Source organism: Arthrobacter sp. zg-Y20, assembly GCF_030142075.1.
Classification (GTDB): domain Bacteria; phylum Actinomycetota; class Actinomycetes; order Actinomycetales; family Micrococcaceae; genus Arthrobacter_B.
This window is the reverse complement of sequence record NZ_CP126241.1, coordinates 20,170-41,969: the sequence shown is the minus strand read 5'-3', so window position 1 is coordinate 41,969 and position 21,800 is coordinate 20,170. Positions and strand designations below refer to the sequence as shown.

Sequence of the window (21,800 nt, the reverse complement as noted above, 5' to 3'; positions counted from 1 at the left end):
CGTTTTCGGGTGCGGGACTTTCCGCCGGCCCGTGGTTTGCGGTCCCGCTACTTGCCGCTCCGTTGTTGGTCACAGCCTCGCCTTCCTGACTGGATCCATTATCCGCCCCCGTGCGCGGCGGAACGGTTACTGGCGCAGGGGTGCCCTGCGTGTGAAAGTATCCCCAACGCGTGAAAGCATCCGTTCCTCCGCTGTCCGCCCGTTCCCCCGCGGGCCGGCGGGGACGGCTGAAGCCCGGCGCAGCAGAGGAGACCGCCATGGACCCCGTCACCGTAGGACCGGCCGAAAAACCCGGAACCCTCGTTTACCTGCCCGGGACCGGACGGACCAATCCGCAGCTGGCGGACCGGATCCGGGAGCAGCTCGCTGCCGTTCCGGGTTTGTCGGACTACTCCGTGCTGACCGTTGACTGGGCAGCCGATGCCGCAGAGGACGTCAGTTCCGTTCCGGCCCTGCCACCGCGGTACGCCGCGGAAGACCCGCCAGCACAGGCCGATGCCACCTTGGCGCTGGCGCTGTTCGGCATGCAGGTGGGCGCCGGGGATCCCCTGCGCCGGGCAACGGTTGCCGGGGCGCCGCCGGCTGCACCGGAAGCTGCCCTGCTGGGACATACACTCCAGGACCTGGTACTGGATGTGCTCACCGATGCTGCGGTGCGGCACCGGATTCGACTGACCGATGCGGCCGGTGAATTCTTCAGCAAAATAGCCTTCTACCTGCGCCGGGGCGAAACGGCGCGTGCCGTCACCGCGGAAGCCCTCGGCAGCGTCAGCCAGGACGCGCCCGTGGTGCTGTTCGCACACAGCCTGGGCTCGGTGGCCGCCGTCGACCTGCTCTGTGCCCCCGAATCCGGCCGCTTCCGGACGGACCTGCTGGTCACTGTGGGGTCGCCGGCACCGTGGTTCTTCCTCCTGGATGCCCTGGCCTATCTGGGGCCCCGGCGCGGCGGCGATGGCCCGGGAATCCCCTGGCTGAATATCTGGGATGAGCGCGACCTGCTCGCCTTTTGCGCCGAACAGGTCTTCGCCGGGCGTGGGATGACGGTCACGGACCGCGAGGTGGGCTCCGGGCAGCCGTTTCCCGAGTCCCACAATGCCTATTTTTCGGACCCCCGGGTGTACCGGCTGATCCGGGAGCATCTTGAGCAGGGACAGCCCGGGCAACCCCGCTCTGGCAACGGCACCGGAGTTTAGTGTTCACTGGACTACATGAGAGCGATCTGGAAAGGCGCCATTGCGTTTGGGCTGGTCAACGTGCCGGTTAAGGTTTATGCCGCCACCGAAGACCACGATGTAAGCCTGCACCAGGTACACGGCAAAGACGGCGGACGCATCCGCTACCAGCGCCGGTGCGAAATATGCGGCGAGGTGGTGGAGTACAAGGACATCGCCAAGGCCTACGACGACGGCGAGCAGACGGTGGTCCTCAGCGACGAGGACCTGGCATCCCTTCCGGTGGAGAAAAGCCGCGAGATCGACGTCGTCGAATTCGTGCCCAGCGAGCAGGTGGATCCCATCCTGTTCGACCGGACGTACTACTTGGAACCGGATTCGAAATCGACCAAGTCCTACGTGCTGCTGCGCCGCACCCTGGAAGACACGGACCGCACGGCCATTGTGCAGTTCTCCCTTCGCCAGAAAAGCAGGCTGGGCGCCCTGCGCGTCCGCGGCGACGTGCTGACCCTGCAGACGCTGCTCTGGGAGGACGAGGTCCGCGAAGCCGCTTTCCCCTCACTGGACGAGAAGGTGCGGATTTCCGCTAAGGAACTCGAGATGTCCTCGGCCCTGGTGGATTCCTTCAGCTCAGACTTCGACCCGTCCGAGTTCACTGACGACTACCAGGAACAGCTCAAGACCCTTATAGATGCCAAGCTCGAACAAGGCGACTCTCTCGACACCGGGGAAACCTTCGGGGAAGAATCCGAAGACGAAGGCGGAAAGGTGCTGGACCTGATGGAAGCCCTGCGCCGCAGCGTGGAGAAAAACCGGGACAAAAAGACCGGCAAGGGCACCAAATCCGACAGTACAAAATCAGCCAGCACCAAGTCCGACGGCGCCGGAAAGGCTCCGGCCAAGGCAAAGTCCCCAACCACCAAGAGCTCTGCTAAAACCAGGAAAGGCGCCTGAATACGATGGCATCGCCCAATTTCTTCACGGATAAGTTCGGCCGGCAGACAGTTTTCGAGGTACCCAACGCTCCGCTGATCGGCTGGGGGGTGTTTGGGCTGGCGTCACTGATGGCGCTGACGCCCCGCAATGCTGATCTGTTCAAGACCCTCAGTAAAGGCAGCCTGGTCCTCTGGGCGCTGGGCGAGGCCCTCCGCGGCCAAAGCGGATTCCGGCGCAGCGTCGGAGCGGCCACCCTGTTCCGGCAGCTGATGCCGGCTTCGAGCGACCATGCGAAAAAGAAGCCGGCTCGCGCGAAGGCCTGAAAGCCTTTACTGCCGGTAGCCCTCAACCTCGCCCACCGGGCGGGCCTGGGCCTCATCCGGGTTCTGCCCGGCGTCGATCTTGGCGCGCCGCTGGCGGAGGAGGTCCCAGCACTGGTCAAGCTGTTCCTCCACCCGGCGCAGTTGCTCGGCGTGCTTCTCCGGTTCTGCGGCGGGGTCCGCTTCGCGCAGGGACTGTTCCTGCTCTACCAGTTCCGCGATCCTGTGCTGAATCTCCAGTGCATCCATGCCCCTACGCTAACCGGCCCGGGCCGTCGAATTCCAGCCCGGACCGGTGCCCGCAAGGGAATAGCGGAGATGCCTAGGATTCGTTGCTGTTGAAGAAGTCCTTGAGGTCAGCGTTGCTCTGAACCGGCTGGCGGTACTCGTCGGAAAGCATCCTCAGGATCGCTTCCTCGTATTCCTCGTTGGTGGAGGCGAGTGCTTCCCGGGCAAAACGGACCCGGAAGTTATTCGCGAAGGCGTCAGCGGCGGTCTGCGCCACACAATTGTGGGTTGCGACGCCGGCCAGCACCAGTGTCTGGACATCCCAGTTCCGCAGGCGCAGCAGGACGTCGGTGCCCACGAAGGCGCTGTCGCGGGTCTTCACCAGCCGCGGCAGGTCGGCGTGATCCAGGCCGGGGACAAAGTCTGCCTGCTCGCTCCCGCTGAAAATGAAGCCCTGGTCATCATCGAGCATGCTCAATGTCCAAGTGGACTTGTCCCGCTCGTGCTCCGTGCAGACCATCAGGACGGGGACCCCGGCAGCTTTCGCCAAGCCAATGAGCTCATTGGTTTTTTCAACAACCCGTTCCTGGTGCTTCTGCAGGGCAGGGCTCTCGAAGTAGGCATTCTGCATGTCAATGACCATTAGTGCGGCGGACAAACCAGGTTCCTTTCGCAACGGGCCGCCCGGTGCGGGCGGTGTCTGCATCCAGTCTGCCAGCACCCCGCCGCCGGGCACCAAATGGCCGCTGCGGTCCCGCCGGGGCCGGTCCTGCCGTTGTCCCTGGGCTGTCCGGATCAGTTCGGGATCGAGCCCTCGCCTGGGTTGCCACTGCTGCGGTACGTCCGGTTGTCGGTCCGCCGGCCAAGGAAGATGCCCAGCAGGATCATCAGCACCGCCAGGATTACGTGCAGCCAGTTGTCCGCGGTGTTAAGGGGGACAAAGTTCGCTGACGTGTCGAACGGAACCAGGAGCCCATAGATAAAGAGCAGGGCGTAGAGGATACCCGCACCGACCAGGTAAAGCTTCGCCGAGGAATTGGACCGGGCCATGGCCAGGCCCGCAAAGCCCAGCAGCATGTGGACTACGTTGTGGAGTACCGACACCTGGAAGATGCCCAGAAGCGTTGCCTCGGAGGTGTAACCGGAAAAGTAGAGCTGGCTGTAATTGGCGGTCAAACCCGGAATGAAGCCCAGGACACCAATCAGCAGGAAAACAATTCCGAAGGCAATTGCCGCTTTCTGCGCGCTGGTCCGGCGGGCCGAAAGACCGCCGCCGGAGCTGTAACTGGGGTATGCCATGATGACTCCTCTGCACCGCGGCACCGGGGACCGGACCGGGAGGATTAGGTAATCAGGACTTTAAACTGTTGCACAATTGGGGCAAGGTGGGAAGCATACTGACTTTCCACGACCACGAGGGGGTACCAATGAGCTTTGAGCCGAAAACGGCCATCGTGACCGGGTCTGATTCCGGGATAGGACGCGCCACGGCTGTCGCGCTGGCCAAAGCCGGAATGGATGTGGGAGTGACCTGGCATTCCGATGAGCAAGGAGCCCGGGACACGGCGGAAGAGATCCGATCGCACGGCCGCAACGCCGTCGTCGCGCGTCTGGACACCACGGACCTGCCCGGCTGCGCCGATGTCGTGGATGCACTGGCGGAGCAGCTGGGCGGGTTGGACGTTTTTGTCAGCAACGCCGGCACCGGTGACGGGCAGAAGTTCCTTGACCTGGCCTATGACGCGTGGCGCACCACCGTGGACACAAACCTCAGCGGGGCCTTTGTGTGCCTGCAGCGGGCAGCGCAGCGGATGGTCGCGGCCGGCAACGGCGGCCGGCTGATAGCTGTCACCAGCGTCCATGAGGTGCAGCCCCGCGTGGGCGCCGCCGCCTACACCGCCTCCAAGCATGGTCTGGGCGGCCTGATGAAAACCATCGCGCTGGAACTGGGCAGCTACGGGATTACCGCGAATTCGGTGGAGCCGGGTGAAATCGCCACTCCCATGACGGATCAGGAAGACACCGATCCGCGGAGCGAGGACCGCCCCGGCATTCCCCTCGGCCGTCCCGGTGATGCCCGCGAAATCGCCGACGTTGTCGCTTTCCTGGCTTCGCCGGCGGCGTCCTACGTCACCGGCGCTTCGTGGGCCGTCGACGGCGGCATGCTCCAAATGGGCCCGCAGGGCGGCTCCCACATCACCTCATCAGAATGGCGGGAAGGCTGACATGTTATCCCTTTGGCTCGACTCCGCACCCGCCATCCCCTCCGGCCCGTTTGAACCCGGGGCCGCCTACGACACCGTGGTTGTAGGTGCCGGCCTGACCGGCCTGACCACCGCAGCACTGCTGGCCCGCAGCGGCCAGAAGGTGGTGATCCTGGAAGCCCGGACGGTGGGCGCCGTTACCACCGGCAACACCACGGCAAAGCTCTCACTGCTGCAGGGGACCATCCTCTCGGGAATCACCTCGCATCACAACGCCGAAATTGCCGGGCAGTACGTGGAAGCTAACCGGCAGGGACAGAGCTGGCTGCTGCGCTTCTGCGACGAGAACGGCATTGGGTACGAGACCCGCGACGCGTACACCTATGCCACTACCGAACAGGGGCGGAAGTCCCTGCTCAAGGAACAGGAAGCCGCCCGGGCGGCCGGCCTGGACGTTGAACTGACCGAGGACACCGAGCTGCCCTATGAGGTCACGGGGGCGCTGCGGCTGACCGGCCAGGCGCAGATCCATCCCCTGGAAGTGTTGGCCGGGCTGGCTCAGGATTACCGCGCGCATGGGGGAACACTGGTAGAGGGCGTCCGGGTGACCGGGGCCAAACACCAGGAGGGGGCCGGAATCACGGTACTGACCGGACAGGGCGAGGTTAGTGCCCGGAACCTCGTGCTGGCCACCGGCATTCCAATCCTGGACCGCGGCGGCTACTTCAGTGTCCTGAAGCCCGAACGGTCCTATGCCGCGGCGCTGCCCGTCACCGGCGCGGTGCCCCAGGGTATGTACCTGTCGGTGGATTCCCCCACCCGCTCGCTCCGGACCGCCGAGGTGGACGGCATGTCGTACCTGCTCGCCGGCGGCAACGGACACACCGTGGGGCGGAAGAAAAACACCCAGGAGCTGGTCGATGACCTGGTGGGGTGGACCGTGGAGAACTTCGAAGTGGGCACCGCAGCGAGCTACGCCTGGTCGGCGCAGGACTACGCGCCGGCGCGGAGCCTTCCCTACGTGGGCCAACTGCCGCTGATGGGCGCCAACATCTATGCCGCCACCGGCTACAACAAGTGGGGCATGACCAACGCGGTTGCCGCCTCACTGGCCCTGAGCGCGGAAATCCTGGGCGGCGAGAACCCGTGGGCAAGGGAACTGTACAAGCCCCGGGTCGCACCGCTGGATGCCGCCTCCACCCTGCGGGACAACGCCGAAGTGGGACTGGAAATGCTCACCGGCTGGGCAGCCGGGCTGGCCCGGAGCACGGACACCGCTCCGCCGGAGGGGCAGGGTGTGGTTGCCCGGGAGAACGGCAAGCCCGTGGGCATCTGCACGGTTCGCGGAGAAACCAGCCGGGTATCGGCGGTGTGCCCGCACTTGAAGGGCGTCCTGAACTGGAACGATGCTGAACAGTCCTGGGACTGCCCGCTGCATGGTTCGCGCTTCAGCGCCCAAGGCGCGCTGCTCGAAGGGCCTTCCGTGAAGGATCTTGACCCGGCCTGACCTGTCCGGCCGGTTAAGCCAAAAACTGCGGATGCCGGACCGGCATCCGCAGTTTTTGTGTCCGGCTAGAAGCCGGCGCGGGGACCGCCCGATTCGGGATCGTCCATGGCCGGATCGGCTTCCGGCGCGGCAGCAAGGCGTTCGGTGCTGGTGGAGGTTGCCGAAGCGGCGGGCGCCGCGGCGGGACCACCGGAACCCGTGGCAGCGTTTCCTGGTGCGTCCACGTTGCCGCGCCAGGAACCGGTCTCTGACCCGCGGCTTTCAATGAATTCCTTGAAGCGTTTAAGATCGGACTTCACCTGCCGGTCATCGGCTCCTACGGCGGAGCCCAGCTTTTCGACCAGGGTTTCCGGGTCCCAGTCCAGCTGCACGGTGACCCGGGTCTGGGCATCGCCCAACCGGTGGAACGTGACGACGCCGGCGTGGGACTTGCCGTCCGTGCTCTTCCAGGCGACGCGCTCATCCGGATGCTGTTCGGTGATCTCGGCGTCGAACTCCCGCTCCGTGCCGCCGATCTTGGTCACCCAGTGGTTGGTGGTGTCCGAAAGCTGGGTAATCGAGATTACGCCGTTCATGAAGTGCGGGAACGACTCAAACTGGGTCCACTGGTTGTAGGCAGTGGTTACCGGTACTGCTACGTCGATTGACTCTTCTACGGTGGTCATACTGTCCCTCCGGTAGTGCGAATCCTGCCTCTGGCCGGGCCCCTTTACCAGCAGCCCCGTTCTCCTCACCGTACACAGCAGCACCAACCGGTTCAAGCGGAAGGTAAGGTTGCTTATATTGGCATCTGCGGGTTCCGCAGGTTCTGGTCCGGCACGGCGGCCCGGGTTAGGGTGGGAAGCGATCCACCCGCCGGCGCACCGGAACCGGAACCGGCAACCGGCATCCCGGCAGGTGCAGAAGTACTCATTTTTCGTCACCATCGGAGGAAAACATGAAGGCATCAGAAGAGCTGGCCACAAACCTGCAGGCGGTCCTGGTCGATATGATCGAACTGCATCTGCAGGGCAAGCAGGCCCACTGGAACGTGGTGGGCAAGAACTTCCGCGACCTGCACCTGCAGCTGGACGAAATCATCGAAGACGCACGTACCTTTACCGACGAGCTGGCGGAGCGGATGCGCGCACTTTGGGCCGTTCCGGACGGCCGCAGCGCAGCCGTCGCTTCGGGCACCACCCTGCCGCCGTTCCCCGCCGGCCTCGTGGACACCCGCGACACCGTGACGCACGTGGTGGCGATGCTGAACGCCGTCGTCAAGACCATGCGCGACGTCCACGACCAGGTGGATGAAGAGGATCCGACCACCGCCGACATCCTGCACGGCTTCATTGCCAAGCTGGAGCAGTACGCCTGGATGGTGGATGCCGAAAACATCTCCGCCACGGCACAGGTGGTAACGCCCGAGGACAGCAACCTCGAGGCCACCCGCTAAGCACTGGTTCGCTGAGGACCCGCGCCGCCGTTCCCACGGAGGTGCGGGTCTTTTGCATTCCCGGCCGGTCAGCCTGAGACGGCCAGGCGCACTTCCTCCAGCAGTCCGGCCATATGCGCCAGCGCAGCGGCGTCGTCGCCGCCGGCAACCGCTGCGGCCACCAGGGCATGTCCGCTCAACGCTTCCTCGGTGGGGTGCGGCGGCATCATTTTGTGGATGGTGCGGCCGGTCAGGACCGCGGCAACCACTTCCTGCAGCGAAGCGAACATATCGTTGCCGCTGGCGCGCAGCAACAGTGTATGGAATTCAATATCAGCCTGCAGGAAACCTTCCAGTTCCCCGGCTTCGCCCAGCCGGCGCAGCTCTGCCGCGAGTTCCACCAAGCGCGCCCGGTCGACGTCGGAGGCCCGGCGGGCGGCGCCCGCGGCAGCCACTGGTTCCACACCCACCCGCAGTTCAGTCAGGGTCCGGAACTGCTCCGTCCTCCCCGGACCCTGCAGCCGCCACTTAATGACGCGCGGATCAAACACGTTCCACAACCCGGGTTCCAGAACCACAATGCCCACGCGGCGCTTGGAGTACACCAGGTTCATCGATTCGAGGATCCGCATGCAGTCCCGAACCACGGTCCGGGAAACACCGAATTCCTGCTGGAGTCCTTCCAGGGTCAGCCGGTCCCCCGGCATCAGCACGCCGGACACTATGTCCTGCCCCAGCACCTCTATGATTCTGCCGTTCAGGACCACCGCTGCTTGGGGAGCGGGTGCGGCGCGTTCACTCATGTCTGCATCATTCCTGTTATATTCCGTACACGGCATCAATTGGCATTGCGGGCTGCACACAACCCCAAAAGACGGATCGATGCCGCAGACCTCGCTTCACCCTAGTTGTCCAGTGCTCCTCCCCATAGCGTCGCGGCGTTTGGTGATACCTTTGTGACGAATTGCTTTCAGCATTCACAAAACCCTCGACAACGGCGTCCTCCAAGGAGTTGGAAATGGCCTCCACCGCTCAGCACCTCGTGATTATGGGTGTTTCCGGCTCCGGTAAAACCACCATCGCCAATCTGCTCTCCAAGCGGCTCGGCTGGATCGCCGCCGAGGCCGATGAATTCCATCCCCCGGCCAACATTGCCAAGATGTCCGCTGGAACCCCGCTGGACGATGAGGACCGCTGGCCGTGGCTGTATTCGATCAGGGACTGGATGGGCACCCAGGCCGGCAACGGCCGGTGCACCATCGTGACCTGCTCGGCCCTCAAACGGACCTACCGCGACGTGCTCGCCCAGGCGCCCGGCACCGTCCATTTCGTCCATCTGGACGGCAGCAGTGAAGTGCTGGAAGAACGCATGAAAACCCGCAGCGGCCACTTCATGCCGCCCTCTCTGCTGCCGTCCCAGCTGAGCACCCTGGAGCCGCTGGCACCGGACGAAGACGGCCTCCGCCTGGACATCACTTCGTCTCCGGCGGAAATAGTGGACACGGTACTGCGGCACCTGGGGTACGCCGTCGCCTGAGGCGCCATCGTCACGGCGGCGTCGCCGTGAACCGCTGCCGCCCGAAACCGTGGAAAAATAGAAAGCTTTCTATTTTTCCGCCCTTTATCACCGGCGCCTGCTCCGCCCTTTCGAAGGATTTCTTACACCATGATGGGTGGCCACCATGCCGCTAGCGGCGCCGCGGCCTGGGTTGCCGTTGCTTCCACTGCCCCGCACGCCCTTGGCTGGTACCCGGTCACACCGCTGGGCGTGGTGACGGGTGCCCTGTTGACGGCCGGTGCGGCACTGCTGCCGGACCTTGACCACCACAGCGGCACGATAGCCCATTCACTGCCGCCGATTACCAAGATCCTGGCCCGCCTCACCGAAACCATCAGCGGGGGGCACCGGCGCGGGACGCACTCGCTCCTGGGGCTTGCCGTGTTTGTTGCCCTTGCTACTGCGTTGGGCAAGGTGACGGCGGACGTACCCGTCTTCGGTTCGGTGGCGCTGGGTGCGGGCATCCTGTCCGTCCTGCTGATGGGTTTCGCTTTCAAGGCCCTGAAGATCGCCGGCGGACCGGCCCGCAGTTGGTTCCTCGCCTTGGCGTTTTCCGTTTTCATTGCCGTGTACGCACCGGAGAACAATGACTGGCTGCCAGTTGCCGTGGGCCTGGGTGTAGCCGTGCATATCCTGGGTGATCTGCTGACCCACCAGGGCGTGATGGTCCTGTGGCCGCTGCGGATCAAACGTCCGCGTTCCCTGGCCCGCTTCCCGGTGGTCAACAAGCTCTGGCGCAGCAGCGGCAGTTTCTCCCTCCCCCTGATCGGAGCGGCCGGTTCCTGGCGGGAATGGGCCATCATGGTTCCGGTCACTGTCTATGCGATCTTCGGGGTCACCATGGCGGCTCTGAGCGCAGTCACCGGCTGGTCACCGTACACCTAGCCGTCCCGGCTGCAGCCTTCCCTGTGTGCAGGGCTAGGGTTGAAGTGTGGAACTGGCTCTCTTCGCAGTAGTAGGCGTTTCGGTGATTGTGACCGTAGCGGCTTTCTCCAAACGTCTCGGCATCGCGGCTCCCATCATCTTGGTGGTTGTGGGATTTGCCCTGTCGTATACCCCCGGCGTGCCGGCGTTCTCCGTTCCGCATGAGTGGATCCTGATGGGTGTGCTGCCGCCGTTGCTCTACGCGGCGGCTGTCAACGTGCCCGTGGTCGATTTCAGGCGGAACATCGGCGCGATTTCCTCCCTCTCGGTGTTCCTGGTGCTCGTGTCCGCCTTCGCCACCGGGACGGTGCTTTATGTGCTGCTCCCGGACCTGAATTTCGCAGCCGCCGTGGCCCTGGGCGCCGTCGTCAGCCCGCCCGACGCCGTCGCCGCCACTGCGATCGGCAAGCGGCTGGGACTGCCGCCGCGGCTGGTGACCGTCCTGGAGGGCGAAGGGCTGGTCAATGACGCCACGGCGCTGGTGCTGCTGCGCTCCGCCGTGGCTGCCTCGGCCGGTGGGCTGTCGAGTATCTGGGCAGGCATCGGAGACTTCGGATTTGCCGTCATCACGGCCATTGCCGTGGGACTGCTGGTAGGCGCCGCCACAGTCTTTCTCCGTTCCAAGCTGCACGACCCGGTGCTGGACACCGCTATTTCCTTTGTGGTGCCGTTTGTGGCGTTCATTCCCGCCGAAGAAGTGGGCGCCTCGGGTGTGCTGGCCGTGGTGGTTGCCGGGCTATACACGGGACACCGCAGCGCTTCAGCGTTCACGGCGCAGGTGCGGATCAATGACAGCATCAACTGGCGCACCATCTCGTTCCTGCTCGAAAACGGCGTATTCCTGCTGATGGGCCTTGAATTGCGCCATTTGGTGGAAAACGTGGACACGGCACTGCTTTCGGTCTGGGACGCCGTGCTGATCGGACTGATCACCACCGGCCTGCTGGTCCTGGTCCGTTTCGCCTGGGTCACTCCGCTGATCTACGTGCTGCGGGCCAAAGTACGGTACCAGGACCTGCGGACCCAGCGGTTCCGGCTGGGCTTGGACCGCATCAAGGCCGGTGGCTTCACCAATGAGCGCAAACGCAGGCGCCATCGCCGCGCTGAGCTGCTGTATCGACGGCGGCGGGCCGACGTCGAACAGTTGCGCCGCGAGGGTCTGGGCTGGCGCGGCGGCGTAGTGATTTCCTGGTCCGGCATGCGCGGAGTGGTGACGCTGGCCGCCGCCCAGTCCCTGCCGGAACAGACCCCGTACCGCGAACAGCTGGTGCTGATTGCCTTTACCGTGGCTGTGGCCACCCTGCTGCTGCAGGGTGGAACCCTGCCGTGGGTGATCCGGGTCCTGGGTGTCCAGGGACGCGACGTCGCGGCAGACCAGCGGGAACTGGCCAAACTCCTGGATGAACTCAGCGGCGCCGGACTGACGATTCTGGAAGAACCGGCGGAATGCCTGGGTGCGCGGGAGGAAGTTGATCCGGATGTGGTGGAACGGGTCCGGCAGAGCACCTTCCTGCGCAGCGAACTGGCTTGGGAACGGGTACGCGCCTTGGGCATGAGCGAGGAGGCGACGCCGCAGCTGCAGTACCGCCGGCTTCGCCGCGCCGTCGTGGAAGCCGAACGTGACCAGCTGCTGGTGGCCCGGCGCGAAGGGCGTTACGCATCCCGGACGCTGGCGGAGGCGCAGCGCCTGCTGGATCTGGAGGAATCACGGCTGCGCCCGCGGCTGGGCGAACGCTAGGACTTCCGGGGATGGTCAGAGCAGCAACATGGCCAGTTCAGTCTTGGTGCAGCTGGATGTAGTTGCCGCAGCCGTCGTCGAAAACAGCCTGCGTGCCCATTGCATCCAGGGTCGGTTCGCCGATGAACTCCACCCCCAGGCCGCTGAGCCGGTCGTACTCCGCCTGCACATCCCGGACACCAAGCACCAGGACCGGGAGCTGCTGTGCGTACAACCCGGCCCGGTAGGCTTCCGCCACAGGATCTTCGCTGGGTTCAAGCAGGAGCCCTGGCCCTCCCGGTTCCTCCGGGGAGCACACAATGAACAGGTTGTACTCCGGCATGGCCATCTGGGGTTCCATGCCGAGGGTCCCCGTGTAGAACCCGTAGGCCCGCTGCGGGTCCAGCACGTGGATACTGCTCATCTTGATTCGCATCCGCGAAGAGTACCGCCAAATCCGTCCGGAGCGGTACGCGGTACAAGTCAGCGGCTGCGACGCGGTTTGCCGCTCTTGCCTGCACCCTTGGCGGCACCCTTGCCTGTGGCTTTTCCCTTGCCGCCGGCGCCCTTGCCTGCCGTGCGGCCGCCGGACTTGGCCGCCGGCTTGCCCTCGCTGCGGGACTGGCGTGCCTTCGTCCGCTGCCGCGCCGTCGTTTTCTGCTCTTCGAGGACAGAAGGCTGGCGGGAACTGTTGGCAGTGCGCCCCCGCACCACGCCCACAAACTCTTCGACGTCATCGCCGTCCCGTTCCTGCAGCCACGCGATGCCAATCCTCGTGGGCGGCACCCCGTTCACGGGGCGGGCCGTGACATCCTTGCGCGAATACAGCCGCGCCACGGACATGGGCAGGATAACGACGCCGCTGCCCGCCGCCACTACTTCCAGGGCGACGGCGGCTCCGCCCATTTCTTCCACGTCCAGGAGGGTTTCGCCGTCCAGATCCGCCAGTTCAACCTCATCAAAGGCCGTAAGGGGGTGGTCCTTCGCCGCTGCGGCAACCGGCTGCTCCTCATAGAGGGGAATGAGGTTCAGCCCCTCCGGACGCGTGAAGCCGGAAGCGGGAAGGCGTACAAAAGCGAGATCGGCGCGGCCGGAGGACAGTTCCTCCACAGCGGCAGCTTCCTCACACTGGAACGTCCTCAGTTCCTGGTCCTTGCGTTCCTGCCAGCGGGTGATCCATTTGCCCGGGGTCACGCCCGGAACATAGGCCACGGTCAGCGGCCGCGGAGTCGCCCCGTTCTGAAGAGCTGAAGTGTCTGTGGGCATCAGAACACCTTAGCCCACCGGCCCGGGCGGCGGCGTGCGGATACCCTTGGAATATGACCACCGAGAAATCCTCCCAAACCATGAAGCCTGCCACGGCAGCCAAGAAACTGGGCATCTACCTGCCCGCCGCGCCGCAGGACTTCCAGGACGGGCCCATTTCACGCGCCCAGTTTGACGAACTCCAGTCCAACCCGCCGGAGTGGCTCAGCGAACTGCGCCGCAACGGGCCGCACCCGCGGCCGGTGGTGGCCCAGAAGCTCAACATCTCCATTGGCGGCCTGACCCGGTCCGGCATTACGGAGCCGCTCACCACAGAGGAAATCAAGGCACTGCTCGCCCAGCCCCCGGCCTGGCTCGTGGAAGAGCGGGCCAGTTTTGCCGCCGTCCGCGCCGAAACCCAGCGGGTCAAGGACGCAGAGGCGAAGAAGGCCGAACGCTCCTAAATACCGCTCTGCTTCCAAAGGAGGGGACCGCCTGCTGCCAGGCGGTCCCCTCCTTTGTGCTCTGCCTGCGGATGCACCGTTTCTATACGTGCACCCTGCTGGATCAACGCACCCGGGCATAAAAAATGACCCCGGCTGGTGAGCCGGGGTCATTCCTAACTGTGCGCGAGGGGGGATTTGAACCCCCACGCCCTTTCGGACACTGGCACCTGAAGCCAGCGCGTCTGCCGTTCCGCCACTCGCGCAAAATGGTTTCCCTCGGAAGCTATGTGCGAATGATCTCAAATCTTCCTGAGACCATCTGCGTTGCGTTTCCTCGGGAACAGCAGAATCAAGCATACCGGCATTTTGGCGAAACACCTAAACGCCCCCTCGACACCCCTGAAATCCGCGTCATTGCAGGGATGTAGGTGCGGGACGGCCCGCAGCCGGCGCCCAGGTGCGCGGTCCGGACACTTCCAATAAATGCACCGCAAAGATCCCGCGGGGGCTTGACGGACACGGAGTACCGGGAGGCGCGGTAAGACATTTATCAGCGCTCCCCAGTAGTATCGAAGTGGACGTATGTACCTGTGACCTGCCGGAACCAGTCCCAACGCAGTCCCGGCGGTTCATTCCGCCCGGCGCCCCGGCGCCGGGAGACGGGTGGCAGGCGTGGCTATTCACCGGACAGGACGCGGAAGGAGACGGACATGGGCTTACTCGACAATGTCGAACGCGGCATCGAAAAGATGGTCCGCGGCGCTTTCACGTCCGGCTCCTCAGGCCGGGTAGAACCGCTGGAACTGGCCATTGCGCTGCGCCGGGAGCTTGATGAGCGCTCCATGGTCCTCGGGCAGGGACGCACCTTGGCTCCCAACGTTTTCACGGTGCGGCTGTCCAGCTCGGACTTCACACAGGCCCAGCAGTGGGGTGCCCCGCTGGCGGAAGAACTGTGCGACGTCGTCATTAAGCACGCGCGCAGCCAGTCCTACAGCCTGCAGGGTCCCGTCCGGGTGTCCTTCACCCGTGACGCCTCATTGAAGTCCGGGGTACTGGAAGTGGATTCCGCCACCGAGAAATCCCCCTCAGCCACGCCCAGGGTTCCGCAGCCGCCGGCACCCCGGCAAGGCCCTTCGGCCCGGGTGCAGCCGGTCCTGGACATTGACGGACAGCGTTATTCCTTGAATGCGCCGTCGGTGGTCCTGGGACGCTCTTCCGAGGCCGACATTCTTGTGGATGACACCGGTGTTTCCCGGCGGCATCTGGAAATACGCACCGAGAACGGTGCAAGCCGCGCCATTGACCTGGGCTCCACCAACGGCAGCTTCGTCAACGGCCAGAAAGTTCAGGGTGAAGCAGTGCTTACCGACGGATCCACCATTGCCATGGGACGTACCCGGATAGTCTTCCGGCTGCTGCCTGTCCGGGCCGGAGGACGTTAGTGCTGGGCGAACTGACCGAAACCCTTTTGCGGTACGGCTTCCTACTGGTCCTGTGGATCATGGTGATCTCCGTAGTGGGCGCCATCCGCCGCGACCTTGCCGTGGGCAGCCGTAACCGGACCGGAACCCCCACCGCCCGGCAGATGCGCCGGAACCCCGAGTTGGAGAAGCGCGCCCCGGCCCCGGCCAAGGTCACGCCGCGGGAACTCGTTGTCACGGAAGGTCCGCTGCGCGGCACCACCCTGGACCTCGCCGCCAGTCCCATCCTGCTCGGCCGCGCACAGGAAGCGACCCTCGTCCTTGAGGACGATTACGCTTCCGGCCGCCACGCACGCCTGTTCCCGCAGGGCAGCCGCTGGTTCATCGAGGACCTGGGTTCCACCAACGGCACCTATCTGGGCGGCAGCCAGCTCACCCGGGCGCTGCCCGTGGAACCCGGCGTACCTGTCCGAATCGGCAAAACGGTCATTGAGCTGAGGCCCTGACCGTGGCTTTGGTCCTTCGATATGCAGCACGTTCCGACGTGGGCATGGTTCGTTTCAAGAACGACGACTCCGCCTATGTGGGGCGGTACCTTGCAGTGGTCGCTGACGGAATGGGCGGCCACGCCGGCGGCAATGTCGCGTCTGCCTCCACCGTGCTGGATTTGGTGCATCTGGACAGCCGGGTCCAGGAGGACGAGCCGCTGACCGTCCTTGCGGACGAAATCCAGGCCGCAAACTCCCTCCTTTCCGAACTGGTGACCACAAGCCCGCAGCTCTCCGGCATGGGCACCACCGTCACGGCACTGCTGCTCCATGACCGGCGGCTGGCCCTGGCCCACATCGGCGATTCCCGCGCCTACCGGCTCAAGAACGGCGAGTTCAGCCAAGTCAGCATCGACCACACATTCGTCCAGCGCCTCATCGACGAGGGCCGGTTGCGGCCCGAAGAAGCTGAGGTCCATCCGCATAAGAACGTCCTGATGCGCGTACTGGGCGACGTCGACGCGAGCCCTGAACTGGACCTGGCCACTTTCGATGTGGAACCGGGCGAACGCTGGCTGCTGTGCTCGGACGGTCTCACCGCCGTGCTCCGCGACTCCGATATCGAGGGCGTCCTGCGGGGCACCTCCAACCTGCAGCAGTGCGTCGACACGCTGGTGGAACTGACCCTCGCCGGCGGCTCCCCGGACAACGTCACTGTTGCAGTGATCGAGATCGACGATGATCCCGACGCCGGGTCCGCTCCGTCCACTGCGGCGATGACAGAGCTTCCTGCCGGGCAGGGCCGTCCCCGTCAGGCAACCATCTCGGCAGCCCCTGCCGTGAGTACCCCGGCACCGGCCGTGACCGAAGGCAAGGACGAGGCCGATTCTTCCGGCGAAGATAAAGAAGACGACGAAAGTCTTCAGGAACGCGCGGAGCTGATCCGGCAGGACCTCTCCTCGCGCCCCCATGTCCTGGTAGGTGCAGCATCGCTCGCCACCGAAACCGGCCAGATTCCCATTGTCACTAAGCGCTCGGCCGAGCGCCGCGCCGCCCGCATGCTGACGCACAAGGCCGACGACGCACAGTCCCCGGGACTCGCTCCGGAGGACACCAAGCGGCCCGGTTGGCGCCGCTGGCTGCTCCCGGCTTTCCTGACCGTACTGGCCCTGTTGCTCGCGGCTGTGATGTGGCTCGGGTACACCTGGACCCAAACCCGTTACTACGTGGGCTCCTATGACAACCGGGTGGCCGTCTTCAACGGTGTTTCCCAGACGATCGGCCCCATCCATCTTTCCCACGTCACGGATATCTCTGACATTCCCGTGGACAGCCTTTCCGAGTACCACCGCAACCGGGTGGAAGACACTCTTCCCGCGCGGGACCTTGAGCATGCCGACCAGATCGTAGAGGATCTGCGGGACACTGCCAAGGCTGTCATGTGTCCCCCTGTGGATCCGGCTCCGGGACCCAGCTCCACGCCGTCCACTTCCACACCGGCGCCCACTTCCACGGCGCAGCCCGACGCTGCGGCCAACAGTGCCTGCGGAGGTAAGCAGTAATGTCTGATCTCCTGACCGTTGCCAAACCCCGCCGCAACATCGAAGCCCTGCTCCTGCTGGTCGCCCTGCTCGTCGGGGTGGGTGCCAACATGATCGTCGGCCTGGATGAGGACCGCGGGTTCGACTCCGACTTCTGGGTGCAGGGCGGCACGCTGATGGCCCTGGTGGTTGTTTTCCACCTGGTCCTGCGCTTCCGGGCGAAATATGCCGACCCGGTAATACTTCCCATTGTCACCGCCCTCAACGGCATCGGTTTGGCAATGATCCACCGCTTGGACATCACCAACGGCGACACCGCAGCGGACCGGCAGCTGCTGTGGAGCACCGTGGCCGTTGCCGCGGGCATCGCCGTGATGTTCGTGATCAAGGATCATCGGATCCTGCGGCGCTACACCTATATTTCGCTGATCGTCAGTGCCATCCTCCTCCTGCTGCCGCTGACGCCGCTCGGAACCACCATTAACGGTGCACGGATCTGGATCAATGTTGGTGTGGGTACCTTCCAGCCCGGCGAAATCGCCAAGATCACCCTGGCTATATTCTTCGCCGGGTATCTATCCACCAACCGGGATCTGATCCTCCTGGCCGGCCGCAAGGTCGGCCCCCTGCAGTTCCCGCGCATGCAGGACATGGGTCCCATGATCGTTGCCTGGCTGGTCAGCATCGGAGTGCTGGTCTTCCAGCGGGACCTCGGCTCATCCATTCTCTTCTTCGGACTCTTCATGGCGATGATCTACGTGGCTACCAGCCGGGTGAGCTGGGTGGTCATCGGACTCGGCCTGCTCGCCGTAGGCGGGTTTGCTGCCCTGCAGCTGTTCGGCCATGTTCAGCAGCGTATCCACGGCTGGCTCAACGCCTTTGACCCCGAGGTCTACAACGCGGTGGGTGGAAGCTACCAAGTGGTTCAGGGTCTCTTCGGACTGGCGAGCGGCGGACTGATCGGCACCGGTTTGGGCCAGGGCCGCCCGGATCTGGTGACCTTCGCCAACAGCGACATGATCATTGCCGCCCTGGGCGAAGAACTGGGCCTGATCGGCATCTTCGCGATTGTCCTCATGTATGTACTTCTCGTATCCCGGGGCTTCCGTGCCGCTCTGGGGACCAAAGACGGGTTCGGAAAACTGCTGGCGTGCGGGCTCTCGTTCACCATTGCGCTGCAGTGCTTTGTGGTCATTGGCGGTGTTACCCGGTTGATCCCGCTGACCGGCCTAACCACGCCGTTCATGTCCGCCGGCGGTTCGTCGCTGCTGGCGAACTGGATCATTGTGGCCCTGCTGCTGCTGATTTCGGACGCCTCTCGGCGCCCGGTGGCCTCCGGACCGGTGTCCACGGACATGGTTCCGGCCATGAGTGAATCCCCGATCGGTGCTTCTGCACGCGGCCGGCGCACCCCTAAGGAAGGAGTCGAATGAACCAGGCCATCCGGAACAGCTGGGTAGTAGCCCTGGCAATGTTCGCGCTCATTCTCGGGTCGCTGACCTACGTGCAGTTCTTCGCGGCTGAGGACTTGAACAAAAATACTGACAACCGGCGTTCCATTTACCGGGATTTCGGCGAGAACCGCGGCTCCATCCTGGTGGACGGCAAGGCCGTTGCCGAGTCGGTTCCTTCCAATGATGAGTTTAACTACCAGCGGGTCTACAACAACCCTGAGTTGTATTCGCAGCTGACCGGCTTCTTCAACCTCAACGGCACCTCCCAGCTGGAAACGGCGATGAATGAAGAACTTTCCGGCAACAGCCCGCAGCAGTTCTACGACAAGCTGGTCCAGGTCTTTTCCGGGGCCCAGAGTCAGGGCGCTTCGGTGGAGCTGACCATTGATCCGGAGCTGCAGCAGCTGGCCTACGACCTCATTCCGGACGGTCAGAAGGGCTCCATCGTGATGATGGACCCGAAGACGGGCGACATCCTCGCCATGGTCTCCAAGCCCACCTATGACACGAATGCACTGGCTGTGCACGACACCGGCCTGATCGAATCGACCATGGCTGAACTCACCTCCATCCCCGGACTGTCTCCGTACATCAATCCGGCCACCGAATCGCTGCTGGCTCCCGGCTCGGTGTTCAAGCTGGTAGACACGGCCGCAGCCCTGGAATCGGGAAAGTACGACGCCGACAGCGTGATTCCGAATCCGCAGGAATTCCTGCTCCCGGGAACCAATACCTACCTGCCGAACTTTGTCACGGGTGCGTGTTCTTCCCGCTCCGAGGCCGACTTCGCATTTGCCCTGGCGCAGTCCTGCAACACGGTCTTTGCCCAGGTGGCCCTTGAACTCGGGCAGGACAACTTGGCGGCACAGGCAGAGAAGTTCGGCTTTGACACTCCGCTGACCATTCCCACACCCGTGGTTCCCAGCCACTTCCCGGATAACGAGGACCAGGCCCAGCTGGCACTATCCTCCATCGGTCAGGGAAGCGTCACGGCCACGCCGCTGCAGGTCGCCATGATCTCCGCTGCCATCGCCAACAACGGCGAGCAAATGACCCCCAATTTGGTCCGCAGCGTCCGTGCCCCGGACCTGTCCGTGATTGACGAGCCGAAGCCCACCAAGCTCAACACCTCCATCAGTCCTGACACTGCTCGGCAACTCACCGAATGGATGGTGGGTGTTGTGGATAACGGCAGCGCCAGTGCCGCCCGTATTCCCGGCGTAAAGGTGGCCGGGAAAACCGGCACTGCCGAGGTGGAGGGCCGGGGCGACAACGCCTGGTTCACTGGCTTCGCACCCGCCGACGATCCCCAAGTTGTCATTTCCGTCGTCATGGAAGACGTGGACTTGACCACCGGTGCCCAATTGACCACTCCAAGCGCGCAGAAACTCCTAGAGGCGGTGTTGAATAAGTGAGGCCTACATCGGGTATCACCTTAGGCGGCAGGTTCCAGCTGACCGACCGTATTGCCATCGGCGGTATGGGCGAGGTCTGGAAGGCACGGGACCTTGTCCTGGGCCGCATTGTTGCCATTAAGATCCTCAAGGAGGAGTACACCGGCGACCCCGGATTCCTCAACCGCTTCCGTGCGGAGGCCCGGCATACGGCGCTGCTGAACCACCCCGGCATTGCCAATGTCTTTGACTACGGCGAGGAAGAGGGCTCCGCTTACCTCGTGATGGAGCTTGTCCCCGGACAGCCGCTTTCCACCATCATCGAACGCGACAAGGTCCTATCGCCGGACCGGACCCTGTCCATCATCGGCCAGACCGCCACTGCCCTGGCCGTTGCCCACCATCAGGGACTGGTGCACCGAGACGTCAAGCCGGGCAACCTGCTCATCATGCCCGACGGCAAGGTCAAGATCACCGACTTCGGGATTGCCCGTATCGCCGACCAGGTGCCCCTGACCGCCACCGGCCAGGTGATGGGCACCGCCCAGTACCTGGCACCGGAACAGGCCACCGGGCAGCAAGCCACCGGTTCCAGCGACATCTACGCCCTTGGCGTTATCGGCTATGAGCTGCTGGCCGGCCGCCGGCCGTTCTCCGGCGAATCCCAGATCGCCATCGCGCTGGCCCAGGTCAATGACACCCCGCCGCCGCTGCCCGAGTCCATTCCCGTGCCGGTCCGCGCCCTAATCATGTCCATGCTCGCGAAGGACCCGGCGGACCGCCCGGCCGACGCCGAGGCCCTCGCCCTGGCCGTTGCGGCCATCCGCCGCGGCGACATCAAGGCAGCTGAAACCGCTGTGCCCGGAATGCTGCTGTTCACATCCGGTGCCGTGACGGCCCCGGTTCCCACTGCGGGCACCGCTGCCACGCGCGTGGTGGACACGGCACCGTCCACGTCGGCACTGCCCACCGTTGCCGGCGCCACGGTAGCGGGCGATGCCTCCACCGGCCAGCTCGCCGCGTCCCGTGAGTGGACCGACGAAGATGACGACGTCGACTACGACGGCGCCGACGATAACGGTGACGTCGAGGAAGAAAAGCGCGGGCGCAGCCCGTGGACCATTCCGCTGATTGCCCTGCTGGTACTCATTTTGGCCGGTGTGGTGGCCTTCTTCGTCCTGACCGGTTCAGACGACAATGCAGACCCGGATCCGGCCGCCAGTTCCTCCGCTGCCAGCCCGTCCAAGAGCGCTTCGCCCTCCAAGTCGCCCTCCAAGTCGCCGTCGGCCACGCCGTCGGAATCTCCCAGCGATGAGGAAATCTTCGTTGACTCCACCGCCTATGCGGGCCGGCCGGTCAATGATGTCTACGCGGAACTGCTGGATCTCGGACTGCAGGTCAACCGGCTCCCGGTTTCCGACGCCGATGTTCCCGAGGGAATGGTCATTGAGGTTAATCCCTCCGGCAGCCTCGTTCCGGGGTCTGCGGTGACCGTCGTCTACTCCTCCGGACCGGAACTTGTTTCGGTACCGTCGCTGACGGGGCTTGACGAAGCGACTGCACGCCAGCGGATCGCCGACGCCGGTTTGGTGGCAAGGAACGGCGGCAGCGAGACGTCAAACGCCAGGGCCGGCACGGTCACCCGCGTGGACCCAAGCGAAGGCGCCGCGGTACCCCAGGGCTCCCCGGTGACCTACTTCATTGCGCAGGCACCTGCACCCGCCCCGGCACAGCCCTCTCCCACCGCCCCGTCACCCTCCACCAACGGCGGCGCCAGCATCGGCGACACCGCCCAGTCCGATCCCAGCACCACGACCGGCAACCAGTAACC

Annotated in this window: 22 protein-coding genes, 1 tRNA gene and 1 pseudogene; 16 read left to right on the top strand and 8 right to left on the bottom strand. The window is 64.5% G+C overall.

Annotated elements, in window-relative coordinates:
* The first annotated feature begins 170 nt into the window (after positions 1-170).
* Genes QNO06_RS00220 through QNO06_RS00210 form a run of 3 tightly spaced genes read left to right on the top strand, consistent with a single transcriptional unit; the run spans position 171 to position 2,431 of the window.
* Positions 171-1,193 carry a hypothetical protein gene (locus tag QNO06_RS00220; protein ID WP_227912383.1) on the top strand — a complete coding sequence of 341 codons (1,023 nt, stop codon included), beginning with the start codon at positions 171-173 and terminating at the stop codon, positions 1,191-1,193.
* A gap of 15 nt (positions 1,194-1,208) precedes the next feature.
* A complete protein-coding gene (gene ku, locus QNO06_RS00215; protein ID WP_227912382.1) occupies positions 1,209-2,126 on the top strand; it encodes a non-homologous end joining protein Ku in 918 nt (305 codons plus the stop codon).
* 5 nt (positions 2,127-2,131) lie between these two features.
* Complete coding sequence (locus QNO06_RS00210; RefSeq protein WP_227912381.1) at positions 2,132-2,431, top strand: hypothetical protein; 300 nt, start codon at positions 2,132-2,134, stop codon at positions 2,429-2,431.
* A 6-nt stretch (positions 2,432-2,437) separates the two neighbouring features.
* Here the strand turns inward: QNO06_RS00210 and QNO06_RS00205 are convergent, their stop codons facing one another.
* The 3 genes from QNO06_RS00205 to QNO06_RS00195 form a co-directional block, all read right to left on the bottom strand.
* A complete protein-coding gene (locus QNO06_RS00205; protein WP_227912380.1) occupies positions 2,438-2,677 on the bottom strand; it encodes a DUF2630 family protein in 240 nt (79 codons plus the stop codon).
* 73 nt (positions 2,678-2,750) lie between these two features.
* On the bottom strand, positions 2,751-3,314 hold the full coding sequence (locus tag QNO06_RS00200; RefSeq protein ID WP_227912379.1) for a cysteine hydrolase family protein: 564 nt from the start codon (positions 3,312-3,314) through the stop codon (positions 2,751-2,753).
* Positions 3,315-3,451: 137 nt separating this feature from the next.
* On the bottom strand, positions 3,452-3,955 hold the full coding sequence (locus QNO06_RS00195) for a DUF4383 domain-containing protein (protein WP_227912378.1): 504 nt from the start codon (positions 3,953-3,955) through the stop codon (positions 3,452-3,454).
* A gap of 128 nt (positions 3,956-4,083) precedes the next feature.
* Here QNO06_RS00195 and QNO06_RS00190 point away from each other — a divergent pair, with 128 nt between their 5' ends.
* Entirely contained in the window at positions 4,084-4,881 is a 798-nt protein-coding gene (locus QNO06_RS00190; RefSeq protein ID WP_227912377.1) for an SDR family oxidoreductase, read from the top strand.
* A gap of 1 nt (position 4,882) precedes the next feature.
* Positions 4,883-6,367, top strand: coding sequence for an FAD-dependent oxidoreductase (locus QNO06_RS00185; protein ID WP_227912376.1), 1,485 nt, complete (start codon positions 4,883-4,885; stop codon positions 6,365-6,367).
* A 215-nt stretch (positions 6,368-6,582) separates the two neighbouring features.
* On the opposite strand, the pseudogene QNO06_RS00180 reads toward QNO06_RS00185, so the two are convergent.
* A pseudogene (locus tag QNO06_RS00180) lies at positions 6,583-7,032 on the bottom strand (SRPBCC family protein); the annotation flags it as partial.
* Between the two features lie 272 nt (positions 7,033-7,304).
* Between QNO06_RS00180 and QNO06_RS00175 the strand changes: the two are divergent.
* Positions 7,305-7,802 (top strand): Dps family protein, encoded by a 498-nt coding sequence (locus QNO06_RS00175; protein ID WP_227912375.1) that lies wholly within the window; start codon positions 7,305-7,307, stop codon positions 7,800-7,802.
* Positions 7,803-7,870: 68 nt separating this feature from the next.
* Here QNO06_RS00175 and QNO06_RS00170 read toward each other — a convergent pair whose 3' ends face one another.
* Positions 7,871-8,584 carry a FadR/GntR family transcriptional regulator gene (locus QNO06_RS00170; protein WP_227912374.1) on the bottom strand — a complete coding sequence of 238 codons (714 nt, stop codon included), beginning with the start codon at positions 8,582-8,584 and terminating at the stop codon, positions 7,871-7,873.
* 215 nt (positions 8,585-8,799) lie between these two features.
* Here QNO06_RS00170 and QNO06_RS00165 point away from each other — a divergent pair, with 215 nt between their 5' ends.
* The 3 genes from QNO06_RS00165 (at position 8,800) to QNO06_RS00155 (ending at position 12,001) form a co-directional block, all read left to right on the top strand.
* A complete protein-coding gene (locus tag QNO06_RS00165; protein WP_227912373.1) occupies positions 8,800-9,318 on the top strand; it encodes a gluconokinase in 519 nt (172 codons plus the stop codon).
* A 129-nt stretch (positions 9,319-9,447) separates the two neighbouring features.
* A complete protein-coding gene (locus QNO06_RS00160) occupies positions 9,448-10,224 on the top strand; it encodes a metal-dependent hydrolase (protein WP_227912372.1) in 777 nt (258 codons plus the stop codon).
* Positions 10,225-10,270: 46 nt separating this feature from the next.
* Positions 10,271-12,001, top strand: coding sequence for a cation:proton antiporter (locus tag QNO06_RS00155; RefSeq protein ID WP_227912371.1), 1,731 nt, complete (start codon positions 10,271-10,273; stop codon positions 11,999-12,001).
* A gap of 37 nt (positions 12,002-12,038) precedes the next feature.
* Here the strand turns inward: QNO06_RS00155 and QNO06_RS00150 are convergent, their stop codons facing one another.
* Positions 12,039-12,416 carry a VOC family protein gene (locus QNO06_RS00150; RefSeq protein ID WP_227912370.1) on the bottom strand — a complete coding sequence of 126 codons (378 nt, stop codon included), beginning with the start codon at positions 12,414-12,416 and terminating at the stop codon, positions 12,039-12,041.
* Positions 12,417-12,463: 47 nt separating this feature from the next.
* Complete coding sequence (locus tag QNO06_RS00145) at positions 12,464-13,246, bottom strand: LysR family transcriptional regulator substrate-binding protein (RefSeq protein ID WP_227912369.1); 783 nt, start codon at positions 13,244-13,246, stop codon at positions 12,464-12,466.
* 80 nt (positions 13,247-13,326) lie between these two features.
* On the opposite strand from QNO06_RS00145, the gene QNO06_RS00140 reads away from it, so the two are divergent.
* Entirely contained in the window at positions 13,327-13,689 is a 363-nt protein-coding gene (locus tag QNO06_RS00140) for a DUF5997 family protein (protein WP_227912426.1), read from the top strand.
* Between the two features lie 162 nt (positions 13,690-13,851).
* On the opposite strand, the gene QNO06_RS00135 is transcribed toward QNO06_RS00140, so the two are convergent.
* Positions 13,852-13,934, bottom strand: a tRNA-Leu gene (locus tag QNO06_RS00135).
* A 447-nt stretch (positions 13,935-14,381) separates the two neighbouring features.
* Between QNO06_RS00135 and QNO06_RS00130 the strand changes: the two genes are divergently transcribed.
* Genes QNO06_RS00130 through QNO06_RS00105 form a run of 6 tightly spaced genes read left to right on the top strand, consistent with a single transcriptional unit; the run spans position 14,382 to position 21,798 of the window.
* Positions 14,382-15,113, top strand: coding sequence for an FHA domain-containing protein (locus QNO06_RS00130; protein WP_227912368.1), 732 nt, complete (start codon positions 14,382-14,384; stop codon positions 15,111-15,113).
* Positions 15,114-15,115: 2 nt separating this feature from the next.
* On the top strand, positions 15,116-15,598 hold the full coding sequence (locus QNO06_RS00125) for an FHA domain-containing protein FhaB/FipA (protein WP_227912425.1): 483 nt from the start codon (positions 15,116-15,118) through the stop codon (positions 15,596-15,598).
* A gap of 2 nt (positions 15,599-15,600) precedes the next feature.
* Positions 15,601-17,142: a PP2C family protein-serine/threonine phosphatase gene (locus QNO06_RS00120; RefSeq protein ID WP_331461472.1), complete on the top strand. Its 1,542-nt coding sequence runs from the start codon at positions 15,601-15,603 to the stop codon at positions 17,140-17,142.
* On the top strand, positions 17,142-18,554 hold the full coding sequence (locus QNO06_RS00115; protein WP_227912367.1) for an FtsW/RodA/SpoVE family cell cycle protein: 1,413 nt from the start codon (positions 17,142-17,144) through the stop codon (positions 18,552-18,554). The genes QNO06_RS00120 and QNO06_RS00115 overlap by 1 nt, the downstream gene beginning before the upstream one ends.
* Complete coding sequence (locus QNO06_RS00110) at positions 18,551-19,990, top strand: peptidoglycan D,D-transpeptidase FtsI family protein (protein ID WP_227912366.1); 1,440 nt, start codon at positions 18,551-18,553, stop codon at positions 19,988-19,990. Before QNO06_RS00115 ends, QNO06_RS00110 begins: the two co-directional genes overlap by 4 nt.
* Positions 19,987-21,798, top strand: a complete 1,812-nt coding sequence (locus QNO06_RS00105) for a protein kinase domain-containing protein (RefSeq protein WP_227912365.1) — start codon at positions 19,987-19,989, stop codon at positions 21,796-21,798. The genes QNO06_RS00110 and QNO06_RS00105 overlap by 4 nt, the downstream gene beginning before the upstream one ends.
* The last annotated feature ends 2 nt before the right edge of the window (positions 21,799-21,800 follow it).